The 18,514-nt window shown below is 71.9% G+C and carries 15 protein-coding genes; 6 read left to right on the plus strand and 9 right to left on the minus strand.

The window, feature by feature from the left end:
- Positions 1–75 precede the first annotated feature (75 nt).
- Positions 76–1,599 (plus strand): IMP dehydrogenase, encoded by a 1,524-nt coding sequence (guaB, locus tag JOD48_RS05990; RefSeq protein WP_138825480.1) that lies wholly within the window; start codon positions 76–78, stop codon positions 1,597–1,599.
- Between the two features lie 119 nt (positions 1,600–1,718).
- On the opposite strand, the gene JOD48_RS05995 is transcribed toward guaB, so the two are convergent.
- Positions 1,719–3,254, minus strand: coding sequence for a UDP-N-acetylglucosamine 1-carboxyvinyltransferase (locus tag JOD48_RS05995; RefSeq protein WP_191791638.1), 1,536 nt, complete (start codon positions 3,252–3,254; stop codon positions 1,719–1,721).
- Between the two features lie 129 nt (positions 3,255–3,383).
- Positions 3,384–4,082, minus strand: a complete 699-nt coding sequence (locus JOD48_RS06000; protein ID WP_191791474.1) for an exonuclease domain-containing protein — start codon at positions 4,080–4,082, stop codon at positions 3,384–3,386.
- 190 nt (positions 4,083–4,272) lie between these two features.
- Here JOD48_RS06000 and JOD48_RS06005 point away from each other — a divergent pair, with 190 nt between their 5' ends.
- Positions 4,273–5,397, plus strand: coding sequence for a GuaB3 family IMP dehydrogenase-related protein (locus JOD48_RS06005; protein ID WP_204808042.1), 1,125 nt, complete (start codon positions 4,273–4,275; stop codon positions 5,395–5,397).
- Positions 5,397–5,954, plus strand: a complete 558-nt coding sequence (locus JOD48_RS06010; RefSeq protein WP_191791470.1) for a GNAT family acetyltransferase — start codon at positions 5,397–5,399, stop codon at positions 5,952–5,954. The genes JOD48_RS06005 and JOD48_RS06010 overlap by 1 nt, the downstream gene beginning before the upstream one ends.
- An 86-nt stretch (positions 5,955–6,040) precedes the next feature.
- On the opposite strand, the gene JOD48_RS06015 is transcribed toward JOD48_RS06010, so the two are convergent.
- The gene (locus JOD48_RS06015; RefSeq protein WP_191791469.1) at positions 6,041–6,802 is read right to left on the minus strand and encodes an SDR family NAD(P)-dependent oxidoreductase; all 762 of its coding nucleotides are present in this window, start codon (positions 6,800–6,802) and stop codon (positions 6,041–6,043) included.
- Between the two features lie 95 nt (positions 6,803–6,897).
- Here JOD48_RS06015 and JOD48_RS06020 point away from each other — a divergent pair, with 95 nt between their 5' ends.
- Both JOD48_RS06020 and JOD48_RS06025 read left to right on the plus strand, forming a co-directional pair.
- Complete coding sequence (locus JOD48_RS06020; RefSeq protein ID WP_204808044.1) at positions 6,898–7,512, plus strand: TetR family transcriptional regulator; 615 nt, start codon at positions 6,898–6,900, stop codon at positions 7,510–7,512.
- A 132-nt stretch (positions 7,513–7,644) separates the two neighbouring features.
- On the plus strand, positions 7,645–9,270 hold the full coding sequence (locus JOD48_RS06025; RefSeq protein ID WP_191791465.1) for a succinic semialdehyde dehydrogenase: 1,626 nt from the start codon (positions 7,645–7,647) through the stop codon (positions 9,268–9,270).
- Here JOD48_RS06025 and JOD48_RS19480 read toward each other — a convergent pair.
- The 5 genes from JOD48_RS19480 to JOD48_RS06050 all read right to left on the minus strand — a co-directional run bounded on the left by JOD48_RS19480 (position 9,245) and on the right by JOD48_RS06050 (position 16,683).
- A complete protein-coding gene (locus JOD48_RS19480; RefSeq protein WP_307823995.1) occupies positions 9,245–9,469 on the minus strand; it encodes an ElyC/SanA/YdcF family protein in 225 nt (74 codons plus the stop codon). The two genes, JOD48_RS06025 and JOD48_RS19480, sit on opposite strands and share 26 nt — an antisense overlap.
- Before the next feature lie 38 nt (positions 9,470–9,507).
- The gene (locus JOD48_RS06035) at positions 9,508–10,524 is read right to left on the minus strand and encodes a DUF4031 domain-containing protein (protein WP_191791463.1); all 1,017 of its coding nucleotides are present in this window, start codon (positions 10,522–10,524) and stop codon (positions 9,508–9,510) included.
- Between the two features lie 110 nt (positions 10,525–10,634).
- Positions 10,635–11,987, minus strand: coding sequence for an acetate/propionate family kinase (locus JOD48_RS06040; protein WP_204808046.1), 1,353 nt, complete (start codon positions 11,985–11,987; stop codon positions 10,635–10,637).
- The gene (gene pta, locus JOD48_RS06045) at positions 11,984–14,191 is read right to left on the minus strand and encodes a phosphate acetyltransferase (RefSeq protein WP_191791460.1); all 2,208 of its coding nucleotides are present in this window, start codon (positions 14,189–14,191) and stop codon (positions 11,984–11,986) included. Before pta ends, JOD48_RS06040 begins: the two co-directional genes overlap by 4 nt.
- Entirely contained in the window at positions 14,188–16,683 is a 2,496-nt protein-coding gene (locus JOD48_RS06050; protein ID WP_204808049.1) for a phosphoketolase family protein, read from the minus strand. The genes pta and JOD48_RS06050 overlap by 4 nt, the downstream gene beginning before the upstream one ends.
- 242 nt (positions 16,684–16,925) lie before the next feature.
- Between JOD48_RS06050 and JOD48_RS06055 the strand changes: the two genes are divergently transcribed.
- The gene (locus tag JOD48_RS06055) at positions 16,926–17,822 is read left to right on the plus strand and encodes an SURF1 family protein (protein ID WP_307823996.1); all 897 of its coding nucleotides are present in this window, start codon (positions 16,926–16,928) and stop codon (positions 17,820–17,822) included.
- On the opposite strand, the gene JOD48_RS06060 is transcribed toward JOD48_RS06055, so the two are convergent.
- Positions 17,803–18,513 carry a YceI family protein gene (locus JOD48_RS06060; protein WP_239527338.1) on the minus strand — a complete coding sequence of 237 codons (711 nt, stop codon included), beginning with the start codon at positions 18,511–18,513 and terminating at the stop codon, positions 17,803–17,805. The two genes, JOD48_RS06055 and JOD48_RS06060, sit on opposite strands and share 20 nt — an antisense overlap.
- Position 18,514 lies beyond the last annotated feature (1 nt).

Below are 18,514 nucleotides of genomic sequence, written 5' to 3' on the forward strand. Positions count from 1 at the left end.
CTCGGCCGTCCCTCGGCCGTCTCGGTGGCGGGACGGCCGGGAATATGCCCGAGGCCCTGAGCGTAGAATCTTGATGTGACCGACTCTCTCGCAGCCCCCGCACACGACCCCTTCGGCTTCACCGGACTGACGTACGACGACGTCCTCCTGCTCCCGAACGAGACGGACGTCATCCCGAGCGAGGTCGACACGACCGCCCGGCTGACGCGCGAGATCACCATGTCCGCACCGCTGCTCTCGGCGGCGATGGACACGGTGACCGAGTCGCGCATGGCGATCGCGATGGCCCGCCAGGGCGGGATCGGCATCATCCACCGCAACCTGTCGATCGAGGCGCAGGCCAAGGAGGTCGACCTCGTCAAGCGGTCCGAGTCCGGCATGATCACCGACCCGGTCACGGTCGGTCCGGAGGCCACGCTCGCCGAGCTCGACGCGCTGTGCGGTCAGTACCGGGTGTCCGGCCTGCCCGTCGTGGAGCCCGACGGCACGCTCGTCGGCATCATCACGAACCGGGACCTGCGGTTCGTCAACCCCGCGGACTTCGCCGAGCGGCGCGTGTTCGAGATCATGACCCCCATGCCCCTCGTGACGGCCCCCATCGGCATCGCGCGCGACGACGCGGCCGCGCTCCTGGCCAAGCACAAGATCGAGAAGCTCCCGCTCATCGACGCCGAGGGCCGGCTGGGCGGTCTCATCACCGTCAAGGACTTCGTCAAGACCGAGCAGTACCCGGGCGCGACCAAGGACGGCGAGGGTCGCCTGCGCGTCGGTGCGGCGATCGGGTTCTTCGGCGACGCGTGGGCTCGCGCGACGGCGCTCGCCGAGGCCGGCGTGGACGTCCTGGTCGCCGACACCGCGAACGGCCACGCACGCCTCCTGCTCGACATGATCCGCAAGCTCAAGGCGGACCCGGCGTTCAAGGACGTCCAGGTCGTCGGTGGCAACGTCGCGACCCGCGCAGGCGCGCAGGCGCTCGTCGACGCCGGAGCCGACGGCGTCAAGGTCGGCGTGGGCCCGGGCTCGATCTGCACGACCCGGGTCGTCGCGGGCGTCGGCGTCCCGCAGGTCACGGCCATCTACGAGGCCTCGCTCGCGTGCCGCCCGGCCGGCGTGCCGGTCATCGGCGACGGCGGCCTGCAGTACTCGGGCGACATCGCGAAGGCGCTCGTCGCGGGTGCGGACACGGTCATGCTCGGCTCTCTCCTCGCGGGCTGCGACGAGAGCCCCGGTGACCTCGTGTTCGTCAACGGCAAGCAGTACAAGCTCTACCGCGGCATGGGCTCGATCGGGGCCATGGCCTCGCGCGGCAAGAAGGTGTCGTACTCCAAGGACCGCTACTTCCAGGCGGACGTCGCGAGCGACGACAAGATCGTCCCCGAGGGCATCGAGGGGCAGGTGCCCTACCGTGGCCCGCTCGGCGCGGTCGCCCACCAGCTCGTCGGGGGCCTGCACCAGTCGATGTTCTACGTCGGCGCGCACACGATCCCGCAGCTCCAGGAGCGCGGCAAGTTCGTGCGCATCACGCCGGCCGGGCTCAAGGAGTCGCACCCGCACGACATCCAGATGACGGTCGAGGCTCCCAACTACACGGGGCGCTGACCTCGCGCCCGCCGCGGCGGGCGTTGACGCACGACAGGACGGGCATGACCGAGAAGGTCACGCCCGTCCTGTCGTGTGCGGGCCGCGTCGTGCGCGGATCCGTCGTCGGTCGCCCGAGGTCAGTCGCGGAACGTCTCGATCCGCGCACCGAGCTCGATGAGCCGCTCCTGAAGCTGCTCGTAGCCGCGCGAGATGATGTCGACGTTGCGCAGCACCGAGGTGCCCTTCGCCGCGAGCATCGCGAGCAGGATCACGACGGCGGGTCGCAGCGCGGGAGGGCAGCTCACCTCGGCTCCGGACCAGTGGGTCGGTCCGGTGATGTCGAGCCGGTGAGAGTCGAGGAGCCGGACGTCGGCTCCGAGGCGCGTGAGGTCCGTCAGGTGGATCGCCCGGCCCTCGTACACCCAGTCGTGGATGAGGGTGTGCCCGCTCGCGCACGCCGCGATGACGGCGAAGAACGGCAGGTTGTCGATGTTGAGCCCCGGGAAGGGCATGGGGTGGATCTTGTCGATCGGTGCGTGGAGCTGGCTCGGGTGGACGGTCACGTCGACCAGGCGGGTGCGCCCGTTGAGTGCCAGGTACTCGGGGGAGAGCGAGTAGCGCAGACCCATCTCGGACAGGGTCGCGAGCTCGATCTCCATGAACTCGATCGGGACGCGGGCGACCGTGATCTCCGAGCCCGTGACGATCCCGGCCGTCAGGAGGCTCATGGCCTCGACCGGGTCCTCGGAGACCGCGTACTCGACGTCGGCGTCGATGTCGGTGCGCCCGTGGATGCGCAGCGTGGTCGTGCCGATGCCCTCGATGCGCACGCCCAGGAGCTCGAGGTAGAAGCAGAGGTCCTGGACCATGTAGTTGGGGCTCGCGTTGCGGATCGTGGTCACGCCCTCGCGCGACGCGGCGGCCATGATCGCGTTCTCCGTGACGGTGTCGCCGCGCTCGGTGAGGACCACGCTGAGGTCCTGGGTGCCGGGCGCCGCGACGATCGCCTCGTAGTTGCCCGAGGCCGCGGTGACGGACAGCCCGAACGGGCGCAGCGCGATCATGTGGGGTTCGACGGTCCGGGTGCCCAGGTCGCAACCGCCCGCGTAGGGGAGCGAGAACTGGGCCTGGAGGCCGAGGAGGGGCCCGAGGAACATGATGATCGAGCGGGTGCGGCGCGCGGCGTCGACGTCGATCGACGCGAGGTCGAGCTGCTCGGGCACGACGATCTCGAGGTCGCGGCCGTCTGCCGACCAGGTGGCCTGTACGCCGATGCTGCGCAGGACGTCGACGATGCGGTCGACCTCGACGATGCGCGCGACCCGGCGCAGCGTGGTGCGTCCGCGGTTGAGGAGCGAGGCGCACAGGAGCGCGACCGCGCCGTTCTTCGAGGAGTTGACCTCGATGCGGCCCGAGAGCTCGTGTCCGCCGCTGACCCGCAGGTGGGAGTGCTTCGGTGCGCCGAACGAGATGATCTCCGAGTCGAGAGCGGCGCTGATGCGGGCGAGCATGTCGAGGCTCACGTTCTGCGAGCCCTGCTCGATCCGGTGGATCGCGCTCTGGCTCGTCCCGAGGCGCTCGGCGAGCTGGGCCTGGGTGAGGCCCTTGTTCTGGCGTGCGCCGCGGATGAGGGCGGCGACCTGTGCGAGGTGCTGGGGTGCTTCGTCGACCATGGTCATGAGCCGACGATAACTCATCGATGAGATATCGGCGCGTCGATGTCGGCGGCGCGGAGGGGCTTCACGGGATCGTCACGGGCGGCCCATATGTTCTATGAGGTTTTCATGGTCGGCCGACCGTGCTCACGACGGCCAGGCGGTGCTTGCCCCGGCACCGACGTACCCCTGCCCGGCGCGCCAGGAGTTGAAGTTCTCGGCCCAGTCCCGGTGCGCCGTGATCTGGTGACGGTGCAGCGAGTCGAGGTCCTGCTCGGCGAGCTCGGGGAAGACACGGGTCATGGCCTCGAGCACGTCGAGGGTCGCGAGCACGTCGACGTCCGCGGTGTGGAGGTTGCCGCCGTCCGTCACGCCGTAGTGCGCGCACAGGTCGCCGAGCTTGCGCTTGCCCTTGCGGTACCGGTCGAGCGACCGGTCGAGCACGAGCGGGTCGACCACGGGCGTGACCTCGCGCCCCAGGCGCTCGCCCAGGGTCGGCAGCGCGTGCCGGGCGAGCTCGGCGTCGAGCAGCGACAGGTCGAACGCGGCGTTGAACGCGACGACGGGCACGCCGATCGCGAGGTCTGCGGCGATGAGCGACGCGATCTCCTCGAGCGCGGGGCCGGGGGCCACCCCGTGCTCGACCGCGTGCTCGGTCGAGATGCCGTGGATCGCGGCCGCCTCCGCGGGGATGGGGACGCCCGGGTCGACGAGCCAGGTGCGGACCTCGGTGCTCCTTCCGGGGACGCGCCGCACGAGCGCTGCGGTCACGATGCGGTCGTTCGTGACGTCGACCCCGGTGGTCTCGGTGTCGAACCCCAGCAGCGGTCCGGTCGTCCAGCTCATCGTCGTGCTCCTTGCCGTCGTCCTGTGGGTGGTGGCCCGGCGTTCCTCGCCGTTCGCGACCGTCCCTGGTCTCTGCTGGGAGCATGCCAGCGGCCACTGACAGCCCTGCCGGGCGGTGCTGCTGGGACGCCCTGGTCCACCGCGTGGCTCGGGAGGGCGTGCCCGCGCCCGGGGCCGGTATCCTCGTCGGGTGAGCAACGAGATCGAGATCGGTCGTGGCAAGCGCGGACGGCGCGCCTTCTCCTTCGACGACATCGCCGTGGTCCCCTCCCGGCGTACGCGTGACCCGGAGGACGTGTCGGTGGGGTGGCAGATCGACGCCTACCACTTCGACCTGCCGATCCTGGCGGCCCCCATGGACTCCGTCATGAGCCCGGCGACCGCGGTCGCCCTGGGCAACGCGGGCGGCCTGGGCGTGCTGGACCTCGAGGGCCTGTGGACGCGGTACGAGAACCCGGAGCCGATCCTCGCGGAGATCGCGACGCTCGACGCCCCGAGCGCGACGCGCCGCATGCAGGAGGTGTACGCCGAGCCGATCAAGGCCGAGCTGATCACCCAGCGCCTCAAGGAGGTCCGGGAGTCGGGCGTCACGGTCGCGGGAGCCCTGTCGCCGCAGCGCACGCAGGAGTTCTACAAGACGGTCGTCGACGCCGGCGTGGACCTGTTCGTCATCCGTGGCACCACGGTCTCCGCAGAGCACGTCTCGGGCAACGCCGAGCCGCTCAACCTCAAGCGCTTCATCTACGAGCTCGACGTCCCGGTCATCGTCGGTGGCGCGTCGACCTACACCGCGGCCCTGCACCTCATGCGCACCGGAGCGGCCGGAGTCCTCGTGGGCTTCGGCGGCGGCGCGGCGCACACGACGCGTGTCAGCCTCGGTATCCACGCGCCCATGGCGACGGCCGTCGCGGACGTCGCGGCCGCGCGTCGGGACTACCTCGACGAGTCGGGCGGCCGCTACGTGCACGTCATCGCCGACGGTGGCGTGGGGCACTCCGGCGACCTGGTCAAGGCCGTCGCGTGCGGCGCCGACGCCGTGATGCTCGGTGCTGCCCTGGCGCGCGCGACCGAGGCTCCGGGCAAGGGCTGGCACTGGGGCTCGGAGGCCCACCACCCGCAGCTTCCTCGCGGCGAGCGCGTGAGCGTCGGCACGGCCGGCACGCTCGACGAGATCCTGTTCGGCCCGGGCCGCCAGGCCGACGGCACGCTCAACCTCGTGGGTGCTCTCAAGCGCGCCATGGCCACGACGGGCTACTCGGACCTCAAGGAGTTCCAGCGCGTCGAGGTCGTCGTCTCGCCGTACCAGCCGCGCTGATGGCCCCGGGCCGCATCCGCGACGGGGTCGGGCTGACGAACGCCCTCGGCGCGGGCGCGCCCGCAGCCGTGCCCGACGCCGCCGCACCGCAGTCGCTGACCGTCGGCGGCGTCGCCTTCCACGAGATCACGGACGACGACGTCGAGCAGGTCGTCGCCCTCTGGGAGGCCTGCGGCCTCGCACGCCCGTGGAACGACCCGCGCCTCGACGTGGCGGACGTCCGGACCGCTCCCTCCTCGACGATCCTCGTCGCGCGCACGGGCGCCCCGGGTGCCCCAGGCGCTCCGGGGCGCGAGGCGGGCGCGGTCGTCGCGACGGCCATGGCCGGGTTCGACGGGCACCGCGGCTGGATCTACTACGTCGCGGTGGCGCCCGACCTGCAGGGCACGGGGCTCGGTCGCGACGCGGTCGTCGCCGCGGAGGCCTGGCTCGCGGCGCAGGGCGTGCGCAAGGTGCGCCTCATGGTGCGCTCGACCAACACGCAGGTCCTGGGCTTCTACGAGCGGCTCGGGTACGCCGACACCGAGTGCACGGTCCTCGGCCGCGACCTCGTCTGAGACGACGAAGGTGCCGAACCCGAGGTCGGTCGAGCAGCCGCGACGAGCTGCGTGACCGGCCTCGGGTTCGACACCCGGGGGAACCGTCAGATGGTCGACCAGCCGCCGTCCGACATGAGGAGCACGCCGTTCACGTTGGCCGAGTCCTCGGAGAGCAGCCAGGTGATCGAGGCCGCGAGCTGCTCGGCGGTCGCGGGCTCGGGCACGGTCGCCTGCATGATCGGCCCGAGGCGCTTGGCGCCGAGCTCGGAGCGGAAGGGTGCCTCGATGTTGGTCGCGACGGCGCCCGGCGCCACGGCGTTGACGCGCACTCCTGCGGGGCCGTAGAAGAGCGCGGTGCTCTTGGTCAGGCCCACGACCGCGTGCTTCGACGTCGCGTACGGGGTGCCCGAGGCGCCCGCGCGCACGCTGGCCTCGCTCGCGACGTTGACGATCCGGCCGTGGCCGGCCTCGACCATCGCGGGCAGCACGGCGCGCATGAGCTTCATGGGCGCGGTCACGTTGATGCGCATGACGCGCTCCCACAGGGCGTCGTCGATCTCGGCCGTGGGGACGAACGAGTCCATGATCCCGGCGTTGTTGACGAGGCCCGTGATGCGCCCCTCGCCGGCCTCGACGATGCTGGCGATCACGGCGTCGTCGGACACGTCGCCCACGATGGTCAGGAGGGGGGCTTCGCCGCTCTCGGCGACGAGTGCGGCGAGGCGGTCGGCGTCGAGGTCGCTCGCGATGACGCGTGCACCCTCGGCGAGGAGCCTGGTCGCGGTGGCCTTGCCGATGCCGGAGCCTGCGCCGGTGACGACGACGGTCGCGCCGGAGAATCGGTTCGGGATGGTCGACGTGCTCATGATGGGGGTCCTTCCGCCGGGTCGAGGTGCCTGGATGCGGCTCCTGCTACCTTTCTAACACTCAGTGCCATAAATATGTTTCGCGAGGAGATGTGATGTCGCAGACACCCGCACGCCGCGGCCGACCTGCCACGGTCGACCCGGCGCGCGTCGCCGCCACGGCTCTACGCCTGTTCACCGAGCGGGGCTTCGGCAACGTCACGATGGACGACGTCGCGAGCGCGTGCGGCGTCGGTCGGCGGACCCTCTTCCGCCTCTTCCCGTCGAAGGCCGCGATGGTCTGGGGCGGCTCGGGGGAGGCGCGCGACGCGATCGCCGACGTGCTCGGCGCGAGCAGCCCGGCGAGCCTGGCCGAGGCGCTCGACGTGGTGCGCGCCGCGTTCGTCGCGTCCTCGACCTTCCCCGACGACGCGCTCGAGGTCACGCGCCAACGGCTGCGGCTCATCGGGTCGGACGACGAGCTGCTCGCCTGGGGAACCTCGCGCATCGGCACGTCGGCCGCGCTCGTCGAGTCGTTCCTGACCCGCGCCGAGGGCGGGCCCGAGCCGTCGCTGCGCGCCCGGTCGCTCGCCGCGGCGTGCTCGGCGGCCAACTTCGCCGCGCTCGTCTGGTGGGCCGAGGCCGCCGCCGAGCGGGACCCGGCACAGGTCGTCGACGACGCCCTCGCCCACCTGCTCGACGGTGCGCGTACCTGGGCGACGCAGGGCTGAACGGGACGGCGCTGCCGGGCCGAGCCCCCCGCGTCGCCGCGGACCCGGGCGAGGCACGCCGGGCGAGACGTACCAAAGGGGATTGTGTGAAGGATGTTCTGCCCGGGGGTACCGCCGCGTAACCTGTCACGCATGGCAAGCGAAACACCGGACGGCAGCGCCGCCATCGACGGCCTCCTGGACCCGGAGCACCCTTCCGCGACGTACGTGCTGGAGCCCGACGTCGTCGCTCCCCTCGTGGCCCGCGTCGTCACCTCCCACACGGCGGGCGAGCACCGCTCGGTCCTCCCGTTCACCGGGGCGCCGCTCGCATCGATCCCCCTGTCCTCGGTCGAGGACGTCGCGGTCGCGGTCGGACGGGCGCGTCGGGCGCAGCGCTCCTGGGCGCACACCACGGTCGCCGAGCGCTCCGCGGTGCTGCTGCGCTTCCACGACCTGGTCCTCGAGCGGCAGGCCGAGATCCTGGACCTGCTGCAGATGGAGACTGGCAAGTCGCGCCGCAGCGCGTTCGAGGAGGTCGGCGACATCGCCCAGGTCACGCGCCACTACGGCGTGCGGGCCGCGCACTACCTGGCAGAACGCCGTGTGGGCGGCATGCTCCCCGTCCTGACGCGCGCGAGCGTGCACCGTCGCCCGGTCGGCGTGGTCGGAGCCATCGCCCCCTGGAACTACCCGCTCACGCTGGCGCTCGCCGAGGCCCTGCCGGCCCTGGTCGCAGGCAACGCCGTGGTGGTCAAGCCGGATCCGCAGACCACGCTGACGGCCCTGTGGGCCGCCGAGGTCCTGGAGGAGGCCGGGCTGCCCGGTGACCTCCTGCTCGTCGTGGCAGGCGGCGGGGAGATCGGCGCGGCCCTGACGGGGCTCGTCGACCACATCGCGTTCACGGGTTCGACCGCGACGGGGCGCAAGGTCGCCGCGCAGGCGGGCGAGCGGCTCATCGGGACCACGCTCGAGCTCGGCGGCAAGAACCCCCTGTACGTCGCTGCGGACGCGCACGTCCCGTCCGCAGCCCAGGGCGCCGTGCGCGCGTGCTTCTCCAACAGCGGCCAGCTCTGCGTCTCGGTCGAGCGGCTGATCCTGCACGAGGACGTCGCCGAGGAGTTCCTCGACGCGTTCGTCCCGCTCGTGCGCGAGCTCCGGCTCGGCACCGCGCTCGACTACTCGGTGGACATGGGCTCGCTCACGTCGCAGGCGCAGCTCGACCGCGTGGTCGCTCACGTCGACGACGCCCTGTCCCAGGGCGCCCGCGTGCTCGCCGGCGGCGTGCACCGCGCGGACATCGGCCCGTTCTTCTACGCGCCCACGGTCCTCGACCACGTGCCGCCCACGGCCGAGTGCGCGCGCGAGGAGACGTTCGGCCCGGTCGTCACGGTGACCCGCGTGCCCGACGACGCGGCCGCGATCCGGGCCATGAACGACTCGGACCTCGGGCTCAGCGCGAGCATCTGGACGCAGGACACCGCGCGCGGGCGCCGGCTCGCGGCGCAGGTCGAGGCCGGGGCCGTCAACATCAACGACGGCTACGCGTCGGCGTTCGGCTCGGTCGCGGCACCCATGGGCGGGTTCAAGAGCTCGGGTGTGGGGCGTCGGCACGGGCGCGAGGGGATCGAGGCGCTCACCGAGGCGCAGACGATCGTGGTCCAGCGCGGCGTCTCGCGCGGGTTGAGCTTCGACACCCTCTATGCGCAGCCCGCCGACCGTGCGAGCCGCCTGCTCACGACCGCGTTCGCGGTCATGAAGAAGCTGCGCCTGCCCTAGCGGCGGGGAGCGCCTCCGTGACCCCGAAGACCTCGCGCGCCCGCACGCACGTGTCGTGGGTGTCGAGTCCCGCGACGTCGCGCACGACGCGTTCCGCGGGTACGCCGTGCTCGACGAGCCAGTTCAGCATCGCGGTCGGCTCGTCGTAGTCCGCGCTCGAGCCGTCGCCGCTCACGAGGACGACCTCGACCGTACGCACGGTGCGCCCCGGGGAGGTGTCGGTCGTCCCGGCCGCGCCTAGTGGTGCACGTCGCCGCCGTGCGCGTGACCGTGCGCGCCCGGACCCGCGAGCTCGGTCCGCAGGTTCTGCTCGGCACGCTCCTGCCAGCGGTCGCGTGCCAGCGGTGTCCGGAAGAGGGACGGGAGCGCGAGAAGCTGTCCGAGGACCGCGGCACGGCCCGCCGCGAACTGCTCGTCGGGCACGTGGGCGTACTCGGTCCGCACCTGCCGGACGTAGCGGGCGTACCGGTCGGGCGCGCTGCCGAGGATCGCGAGGTCGGCGTCGCACACGAGCGCACCCGCGGCATCGTCGGGGGCCGGGTCGTGCGTGGCCGTGAGACGGACGAGCCGCGCGACCTCCGCGACGTCGTCGGGCGTCAGGCGCGCCCCGCCCGACGGGAGAGGCCCGTCACCGGTGAGCGGCGTCGTCGGGCCGGGGACGAGCCCGGACAGGCGTTCCACCGCGAGCGCGGCCGACGCCTCCTCGTCCTGCCCCGCGACACCCTCGTGGACCGCGTCGTGGAACCACAGGGCGAGCTGCGCGCGCAGCGACGTGCCCGACGGCGCAGGCTCCCCGGGAGAGGGCACGCCCGGCGAGCGGCCCTCCAGGACCGCGAGGGAGTCGAGCACGTGAGCCAGGTGCGCGGGCCCGTGATAGGCGCGGTGCGGCTCGTGCCAGCGGGCGACCAGGTCCTCACCCACCTCGGGCGCCCCCGGGACCCCCGGCAGCGTCGCGTCCCACCGTGCCAGCAGGGCCGCGGCCTTGGCCGCCGCCCGCTCGCGGGCCGGGACGCGCAGCCCCGAGGCCCGCAGCCGCACGATGAGCTCGCGCCCCGACACGTCCTGGGCCCCCGCGGCGACGCAGTCCGCGTGGCGCTCGGCCGGGACGTCGTAGTGGTCGAGGTCGAACGCGCGCCGACCCAGCCCCAGCCGCTCGGCGAAGCCGTGCAGCTCGTCGAGCGAGGAGTCCGAGACGAGGTGGGACCACGAGGTCCCGTGGGCCGGCCAGGTCGGCGGGTCGATGAGAAGAGCCACGCCTCGACCCTAGAGGGTCGAGGCGTGGCTCGGGTCGTGCGCGGGCAGTGCCGTGCGCGCGCACGTGCCGTCGCGCCGTGCTCGGGTGCGCGACGACGGCGGGGGAGAGGTCAGGACTCCTGCGGCGCCTCGGGCTCCTGGGCCGCCGCCGGCTCAGCGGGCGCTGCCGATGCTGCCGACGCTGCGGGCGGGAACGTGACGGGCTTCCCGGCCTTCTCGGTCTCCTCCACGATCTCCACGCTCAGGCGGGCGATCGCGAGCTCCTCCATGGTCGGCACGACCATGACCAGCGTGCTCGTCCAGTCGGGCGAGATGACGCGCGGCTCCTTGCTGCGGACCGCGTTGCGCCCCGGGTCGACCGCGATGCCGAGGCCCGCGAGGCCCTCGACGACCTGGGCGCGCACGATGTCGTCGTTCTCGCCCACACCGGCCGTGAACGCGATGACGTCGATACGGCCCAGCACGGCCATGTACGCGCCGATGTACTTGCGCAACCGGTGGATGTACACGTCGAGCGCGAGCTTCGCGTCCTCGTTGCCGTCGGCGATCAGCTCGTGCAGCGCGCGGAAGTCGTTCTCGCCCGCGAGACCCTTGATGCCCGAACGCTTGTTGAACAGGTCGTCGAGCTCGTCGATCGACATGTTCGCGTTGCGCGCGAGGTGGAAGATCACCGCGGGGTCGATGTCCCCGGTGCGGGTCCCCATGACCAGGCCCTCGAGCGGGGTCAGGCCCATCGAGGTGTCGACCGCGATGCCGCCGCGCACGGCCGAGGCCGACGCGCCGTTGCCGAGGTGCAGCACGATGATGTTGAGGTCCTGCAGCCGTCGGCCCAGGACCCGCGCGACCTTGCCCGACACGTAGTGGTGGCTCGTGCCGTGGAAGCCGTACCGGCGCACGCCGTACTTCTGCGCGGTCTCCTTCTCCAGGGCGTAGGTCGAGGCCGCCTCCGGGAGCGACGAGAAGAACGCCGTGTCGAACACCGCGACGTGCGGCACGTCGGGCAGGAGCTCGCGGGCGACCGAGATGCCCGTGACGTTCGCCGGGTTGTGCAGCGGTGCGAGGGGAGCCAGGTCGAGGATCTGACGCTCGACCTCGTCGTCCACCAGGACGGGACGGGAGAACTGGGCGCCACCGTGGACGACGCGGTGACCCACCGCGTACACGTTGGCGTCGGCGAGCCGCGGCCCGACCTCGTCGAACAGCGACAGCGCGATGCGCAGCGCCTCCGCATGGTCGCGGACGGGCTCCTCACGCGCGGTCGTGTTGCCCGCGAAGCGGTGCTTGATGACACCGTTCGACTCGCCGATGCGCTCGATGGTCCCCGCGGCGATGGCCTCGCCGCCGACCGGGTTGACGAGCTGGTACTTGAGCGAGGACGACCCCGAGTTCATCACGAGGACCGAGCCGTGCGCCCCGTACGCCGAGTACGGGTTCGAGCGCTCGTGCTCCGGGAGGACGGTCATGCGGGTGCTCCGTTCGTGCCGGGCTCGGTGGTCGAGCCCGCCTGTGCCTGGATGGCCGTGATGGCCACGGTGTTGACGATGTCCTGGACCAGGGCACCGCGCGAGAGGTCGTTCACGGGCTTGTTCAGGCCCTGGAGGACGGGGCCCACCGCGATGGCGCCCGCCGAGCGCTGCACCGCCTTGTAGGTGTTGTTGCCCGTGTTGAGGTCGGGGAAGATGAAGACCGTCGCCTTGCCGGCGACGTCCGAGCCCGGCATCTTGGACGCCGCCACCGACGCGTCGACCGCGGCGTCGTACTGGATGGGGCCCTCGACGAACAGGTCGGGGCGGCGCGTGCGCACGAGCTCGGTCGCCGAGCGCACCTTGTCGACGTCCACGCCCGAGCCGGACTCGCCGGTCGAGTAGGACAGCATCGCGACGCGCTGGTCGATGCCGAACTGGAGGGCCGTCGCGGCCGACGAGATCGCGATGTCCGCGAGCTGGGTGTCGGTCGGGTCCGGGTTCACGGCGCAGTCGCCGTAGACCAGGACCCGGTCCTCGAGGCACATGAGGAACACCGAGGACACGACCGAGACGCCCGGCACGGTCTTGATGATCTCGAACGACGGCTTGATGGTGTGGGCCGTCGTGTGGCGCGCCCCCGAGACCATGCCGTCGGCCAGGCCCAGGTGGACCATCATGGTGCCGAAGTACGACACGTCCGGGACGATCTCGCGCGCACGCTCGACCGTCATGCCCTTGTGGGCGCGCAGCCTCGTGTACTCCTCGGCGAAGCGCTCGACGAGCTCGGGGTCGTGCGGGTCGATCACGGTCGCGGCGTCGATGTCGAGGCCCAGCTCGGTCGCGCGCGCACGGATCGACTGCTCGTCGCCCAGGATCGTCAGGTCGGCGACCTGGCGGCCCAGCAGGGTCGAGGCCGCACGCAGGATGCGGTCGTCGTCGCCCTCGGGCAGCACGATGTTCTTGCGGTCGGACCGGGCCCGCGAGAGCAGCTCGTACTCGAACATGAGCGGCGTGACGACCTCCGGGCGCGGCACGTCGAGACCCGCGACGAGCGCGGCGCCGTCGACGTTCTGCTCGAACAGCGCGAGCGCCGTGTCGACCTTGCGCTGCGACTCCTTGGACACCCGACCGCGCACGCGCGACGCGGCGCTCGCCGACCGGAACGTCCCGAGGTCCGTGCGGATGATCGGCAGGCTCGGGTCGAGGGCCTCGACCAGGCGACCCGTCGAGTCGGTCGGGTAGAAGCCGCCGTTGAGCACGATCCCCGCGAGCGACGGGAAGTTGCGCGCCTGGTGGGCCGCGAGCAGACCGATGAGGATGTCGCTGCGGTCACCGGGCGTGATGACCACGGCGCCGTCGACGAGCTTCTCGAGCAGGTGCTCGAGCGACATGGCGCCGACCAGCAGGTCGAGGACCTCACGGCCCAGCAGCTCGGGGTCGCCGAGCGCGAGCCGTCCGCCCACGGCCTCCATGATCGCGGCCACGGTCGGTGCGTTGAGGAACGGGTCCTCGGGGATGGCCCACCCGGGCAGCGAGCCCGACGCCGAGTGGGGGCCCTGGCCCTCGGGCGTGATCGTCGAGAGCTGGGCGCGCACCTGGTCGATGCTCTCGGGACGGCAGCGGTTCGCGATGACCGCGATGGGCTGGGCGTGGTTCGAGCGGAGCTCGTTGACGCTGACCTCGGTGAGGTTCGCGATGGCCTCGGGCGTGCGGTCGCGGCCCGAGACGACCAGGAGCACCGGGGCGCCCAGGTTGGCCGCGATGCGCGCGTTGAACGCGAGCTCGGTCGGGCCTGCGACGTCCGTGTAGTCGGTGCCGACGATCACCACGAAGTCGCACTGCTTGGCGACCTCGTGGTACCGGGCGACGATCTGGGCGAGGGCCGCCTCGGGGTCGGCGTGGACGTCGTCGTACGTGACGCCCATGGCCTCCTCGTAGGTGAGGTCGACACCGTCGTGCGCGAGCAGCAGCTCGAGCACGTAGTCGCGGTCAGCGGCGGGGGGTACAGCGGCGGAGCCGGCCCCGTCGACGGGGGCGGTGGCCCCCGCGACGGAGCTCGGGGCGGTCCGGGTCACGGGCCGGAAGACCCCGACCCGCTGGACCCGACGGGTCAGCAGGTCGAGGACGCCCAGCGCGATCGTGGACTTCCCCGTCTCGCCCTCGGGTGAGGCGAGGTAGATGGATCGGGCGGTGCTGGTCACTCGTTGTCGCCTCCGGTAGCGGCGGCCGCGTCGTACGACGGGCCGCTCCCTTCTGTCGCGGTGTCGCCCGCGTCGGGCCACACCCAGTCACGGACCGAGGGGATGTCCTCGCCGTGCTCTCTCGTGTACTGCCGTGCCTCGAGGCGGGCGTCGACCATCTTCTGGCGCAGGCCCGCCGCCTTCGAGCGCAGCGACGGCACGCGGTCGATGACGTCGATCACCAGGTGGAACCGGTCCAGGTCGTTGAGCATGACCATGTCGAACGGCGTGGTGGTCGTGCCCTCCTCCTTGTAGCCGCGCACGTGGATGTTGTCGTGCCCGTTGCGGCGGTAGGTCAGGCGGTGGATGAGCCACGGGTACCCGTGGTACGCGAAGACCACGGGCTTGTCCGTGGTGAAGAGCGTGTCGAAGTCGCGGTCGGAGAGCCCGTGCGGGTGCTCCTTCTCGTCCTGCAGGCGCATGAGGTCCACGACGTTGACGACGCGCACCTTGAGGTCGGGCAGGTGCTGACGCAGCAGGTCGGCCGCAGCGAGCGTCTCCAGGGTCGGGACGTCGCCCGCGCAGCCGAGCACGACGTCGGGGTCCTCGCCCGGGACCTCGCTGCCCGCCCACTCCCAGATGCCCAGGCCCCGGGTGCAGTGCGCGACCGCCTGGTCCATGGTGAGGAAGTTCGGCGCCGGCTGCTTGCCCGCGACCACGACGTTGACGTACTGGCGCGAGCGCAGGACGTGGTCGTACGTCGAGAGCAAGGTGTTGGCGTCCGGCGGCAGGTAGACGCGGACGATCTCCGCCTTCTTGTTCACGACATGGTCGATGAAGCCCGGGTCCTGGTGGCTGAAGCCGTTGTGGTCCTGGCGCCACACGTGGCTCGAGAGCAGGTAGTTGAGGCTCGCGATCGGGCGGCGCCACGGGATGTCGTTCGTGATCTTGAGCCACTTGGCGTGCTGGTTGAACATCGAGTCGATGATGTGGATGAACGCCTCGTAGCACGAGAACAGGCCGTGGCGACCCGTCAGCAGGTAGCCCTCGAGCCACCCCTGGCACTGGTGCTCGGACAGCATCTCCATGACGCGACCCGCCCGCGCGAGGTGCTCGTCGACGTCGGGCCCGAAGAAGTCCGCGTTCCACTGCTTGTCCGTGACCTCGTAGACGGCCTGCAAGCGGTTCGACGCGGTCTCGTCGGGGCCGAAGATCCGGAAGTTGTCCGGGTTGAGGCGCACCACGTCCGTGAGCCACTGGCCCAGGACCCTGGTCGCCTCCGACATGCCCCCACCGGGCGCGCTGACCTCGACCGCGTAGTCGCGGAAGTCGGGCAGGCGCAGGTCCTTGAGCAGCAGGCCGCCGTTGGTGTGCGGGTTGTCGCTCATGCGCAGCGTGCCACGGGGCGCCAGGCGAGCGACGTCCGCGTCGAGACGGCCCTCGTCGTCGAACAGCTCGTGGACGCGGTAGGAGTCAAGCCAGTCCTTGAGGTCCTGCAGGTGCTCGGGGGTGTCGCGCGCGCTCGCGAGCGGCACCTGGTGCGAGCGCCAGGAGTCCTCGGTCTTCTTGCCGTCGATCGTCTTGGGGCCCGTCCACCCCTTGGGGGTGCGGAAGACGATCATGGGCCACGCCGGGCGCTCGTCGTTGCCCGCTGCGGCGTCGGCCTTGATCTGCGCGATGTGGTTGAGCACCTCGTCGAGCAGGACCCCGAAGCGCCGGTGGACCTCGTAGTGGTCCTCGCCGTCGAACCCGCCCGTGAAGAAGTACGGGGTGTGCCCGTAGCCGATCATGAGGTCGCGCAGCTCGTCGTCGCTGATGCGCCCGAGGATCGTGGGGTTCGCGATCTTGTACCCGTTGAGGTGCAGGATCGGCAGCACGACACCGTCGTTGACGGGGTTGACGAACTTGTTCGAGTGCCAGCTCGTGGCCAGGGGGCCGGTCTCGGCCTCGCCGTCGCCCACGACCGCGGCGACCAGGAGGTCCGGGTTGTCGAACGCGGCGCCGTAGGCGTGCGAGAGCGCGTAGCCGAGCTCGCCGCCCTCGTGGATCGACCCCGGGGTCTCCGGGGCGACGTGCGAGGGGATGCCGCCCGGGAACGAGAACTGGCGGAACAACCGGCGCAGGCCCTCGGTGTCCTGGGTGATGTCCGAGTAGACCTCCGAGTACGTGCCCTCGAGGTACGAGTTCGCGACCAGGCCGGGCCCACCGTGACCGGGGCCCGTGACGTAGATCGTCGACTGCTCACGCTCGACGATCGCGCGGTTCAGGTGCGCGTACAGGAAGTTCAGGCCCGGCGTCGTGCCCCAGTGGCCGAGGAGGCGCGGCTTGACGTCGTCGCGGGTGAGGGGCTCGCGCAGCAGCGGGTTCGCGAGCAGGTAGATCTGGCCCACCGACAGGTAGTTGGCGGCCCGCCACCACCCGTCGACGCGCGCGAGCGTCTCCTCGGAGAGGGGGGCGACCTCGGCGGATCGCCAAGGGGTTCCTTCTGTCGGACGCGAGGTGGTCGTAGTCATCGCACGCTCCAGCTGTACCGGGGAATGGTGGCACCTTCATACAACCTCATCCATGGGGGCAACGCATGGTTTCGACGGCCCCACGGGATGTGAGGTGCGTCTGTCGGGGAAGAAAAGGACGAAGGTCCCGACCGGCTCGTCGAGAGGTCCCGGGACGGGCGATCTTGCCCGGGACAGTGGTCTGGGTCACGTCGGGGGTCGGGGATTCTCTCGGGCCACCCCCGCGCGGCTACCGTGGAGTCGTGTCCGACCAGGCCCCCTCTCGCCCCGGCTTCTGGGCTGTCGCCCGCCGCCCCCGCATGATCGGCTTCCTGCTGCTCTTTCTCCTCGCGGCGGCCGTGTGCGGTCGTCTCGGGGTGTGGCAGCTCGACCGTGCCTACCAGCGGGCCGAGCTCGCCGAGCAGCACGAGATCGCCGAGGCCGAGGCCGCCGGACCCGAAGGCCTCGGCGTGCTGCTCCCTCCGCAGTCGACCTTCCCGGGCGAGCTCGTGGGACGCCAGGCCTGGGTCGAGGGCGAGTACGAGCCCGAGGGGCAGCTCCTCGTCGCGGGGCGCGCGCTCGACGGGCGCACGGGCTACCTGGTCCTGACGCCGCTGCGCGTGAGCGACGACGGCACGGGCGGCGAGTCCTGGGCCGGCCTGTCCGGCCCGCCCGTGGTCCCGGTCGTCCGGGGCTGGGTCCCGACGGCGGACGCCGAGGACGACGTGGCCCTCGCCGTACCCTCGGGCGAGGTGCGGGTCACCGCGTACCTCCAGGCCTCGGAGGCCGCCGGGACCGGCGGCCTGCCCGAGGGGCAGACGGACTCGATCTCCTCGGCGGCGCTCGCCAACGAGTGGGGCAACCCCATCTACGGCGGCTACCTGGTGCTCATGGAGTCCGACCCGGCCCAGCTCGCCGCGGCCGACGGCGGCCCGCACCTGCTGCCCCGTCCGACCATCGAGGGGGGCAACGGGGTCAACGTCCAGAACGCCTTCTACGCGCTCCAGTGGTGGATCTTCGGCGCGTTCGCGGTCGCCCTGTGGGTGCGGCTCGTGCGCGACGAGGCCGCGGGCGGGCGCAAGCGCTCCGACGGGGTCGGGGGCGGGATCGCGGGGCTGCCCGACCTGCCGCAGGACTCCGTCAGCCGTCCGACGGCGTGAGGTCGAGCAGCATCTCGACCGTGCCCGCGTCCTCGACCTGGACGAAGCCGAGGTTCGGCGCCGCGACGTCGTAGTCGGAGAAGGTGACGGGGATCGACCCGCTGACCTGCGCCCCGTCGCCTGTGGTCCGGGCGTCGAGGGTCGCCGTGACGTCGTGCGAGACACCCTTGATCGTCAGCGTGCCGGTGGCCTGCACGGTGGCCGTCCCGCTCGCGAGGCTCGAGAGGTCGACGGGGGCGGTGAGGACGAAGGTCACGGTCGGGTGCTCGCCGGTGTCGAGGATGCGCAGGAACTGCCGGTCGCGTCCAGAGTCGTCGGTCTCGATCGTCGTCATGTCGACCTCGATGCTCGCCGCGGTGAGGATGCCGCCCTCGACCGTGACCTCGCCGCGGACGTCGCTCGTGCGGCCGACCACGGTCACGTCCTGCCCAGAGAGCACCTCGTCGACGCGGTAGCCCGCCTGGGAGTCGGTGTCCACGGCGTAGACGCCGTCCTGGACGCCGTCGACGGACGAGCCTGCGGCGTCGGCGCTCCCGCCGGCCGTGGCGTCGTCGGTGGCCGTCGCCGAGCCGACCGACAGGGGAGCGGCCTCCGTGCCGGCCTGCGAGCGGGCGTAGACCCACGTGCCGCCCAGCAGCAGGAGCGCGCACAGCGTCGCGATCCCGACGGTCAGCGCGATCGTCTTCTTCATG

The sequence above is a fragment of the Oerskovia paurometabola genome, assembly GCF_016907365.1.
Classification (GTDB): domain Bacteria; phylum Actinomycetota; class Actinomycetes; order Actinomycetales; family Cellulomonadaceae; genus Oerskovia; species Oerskovia paurometabola.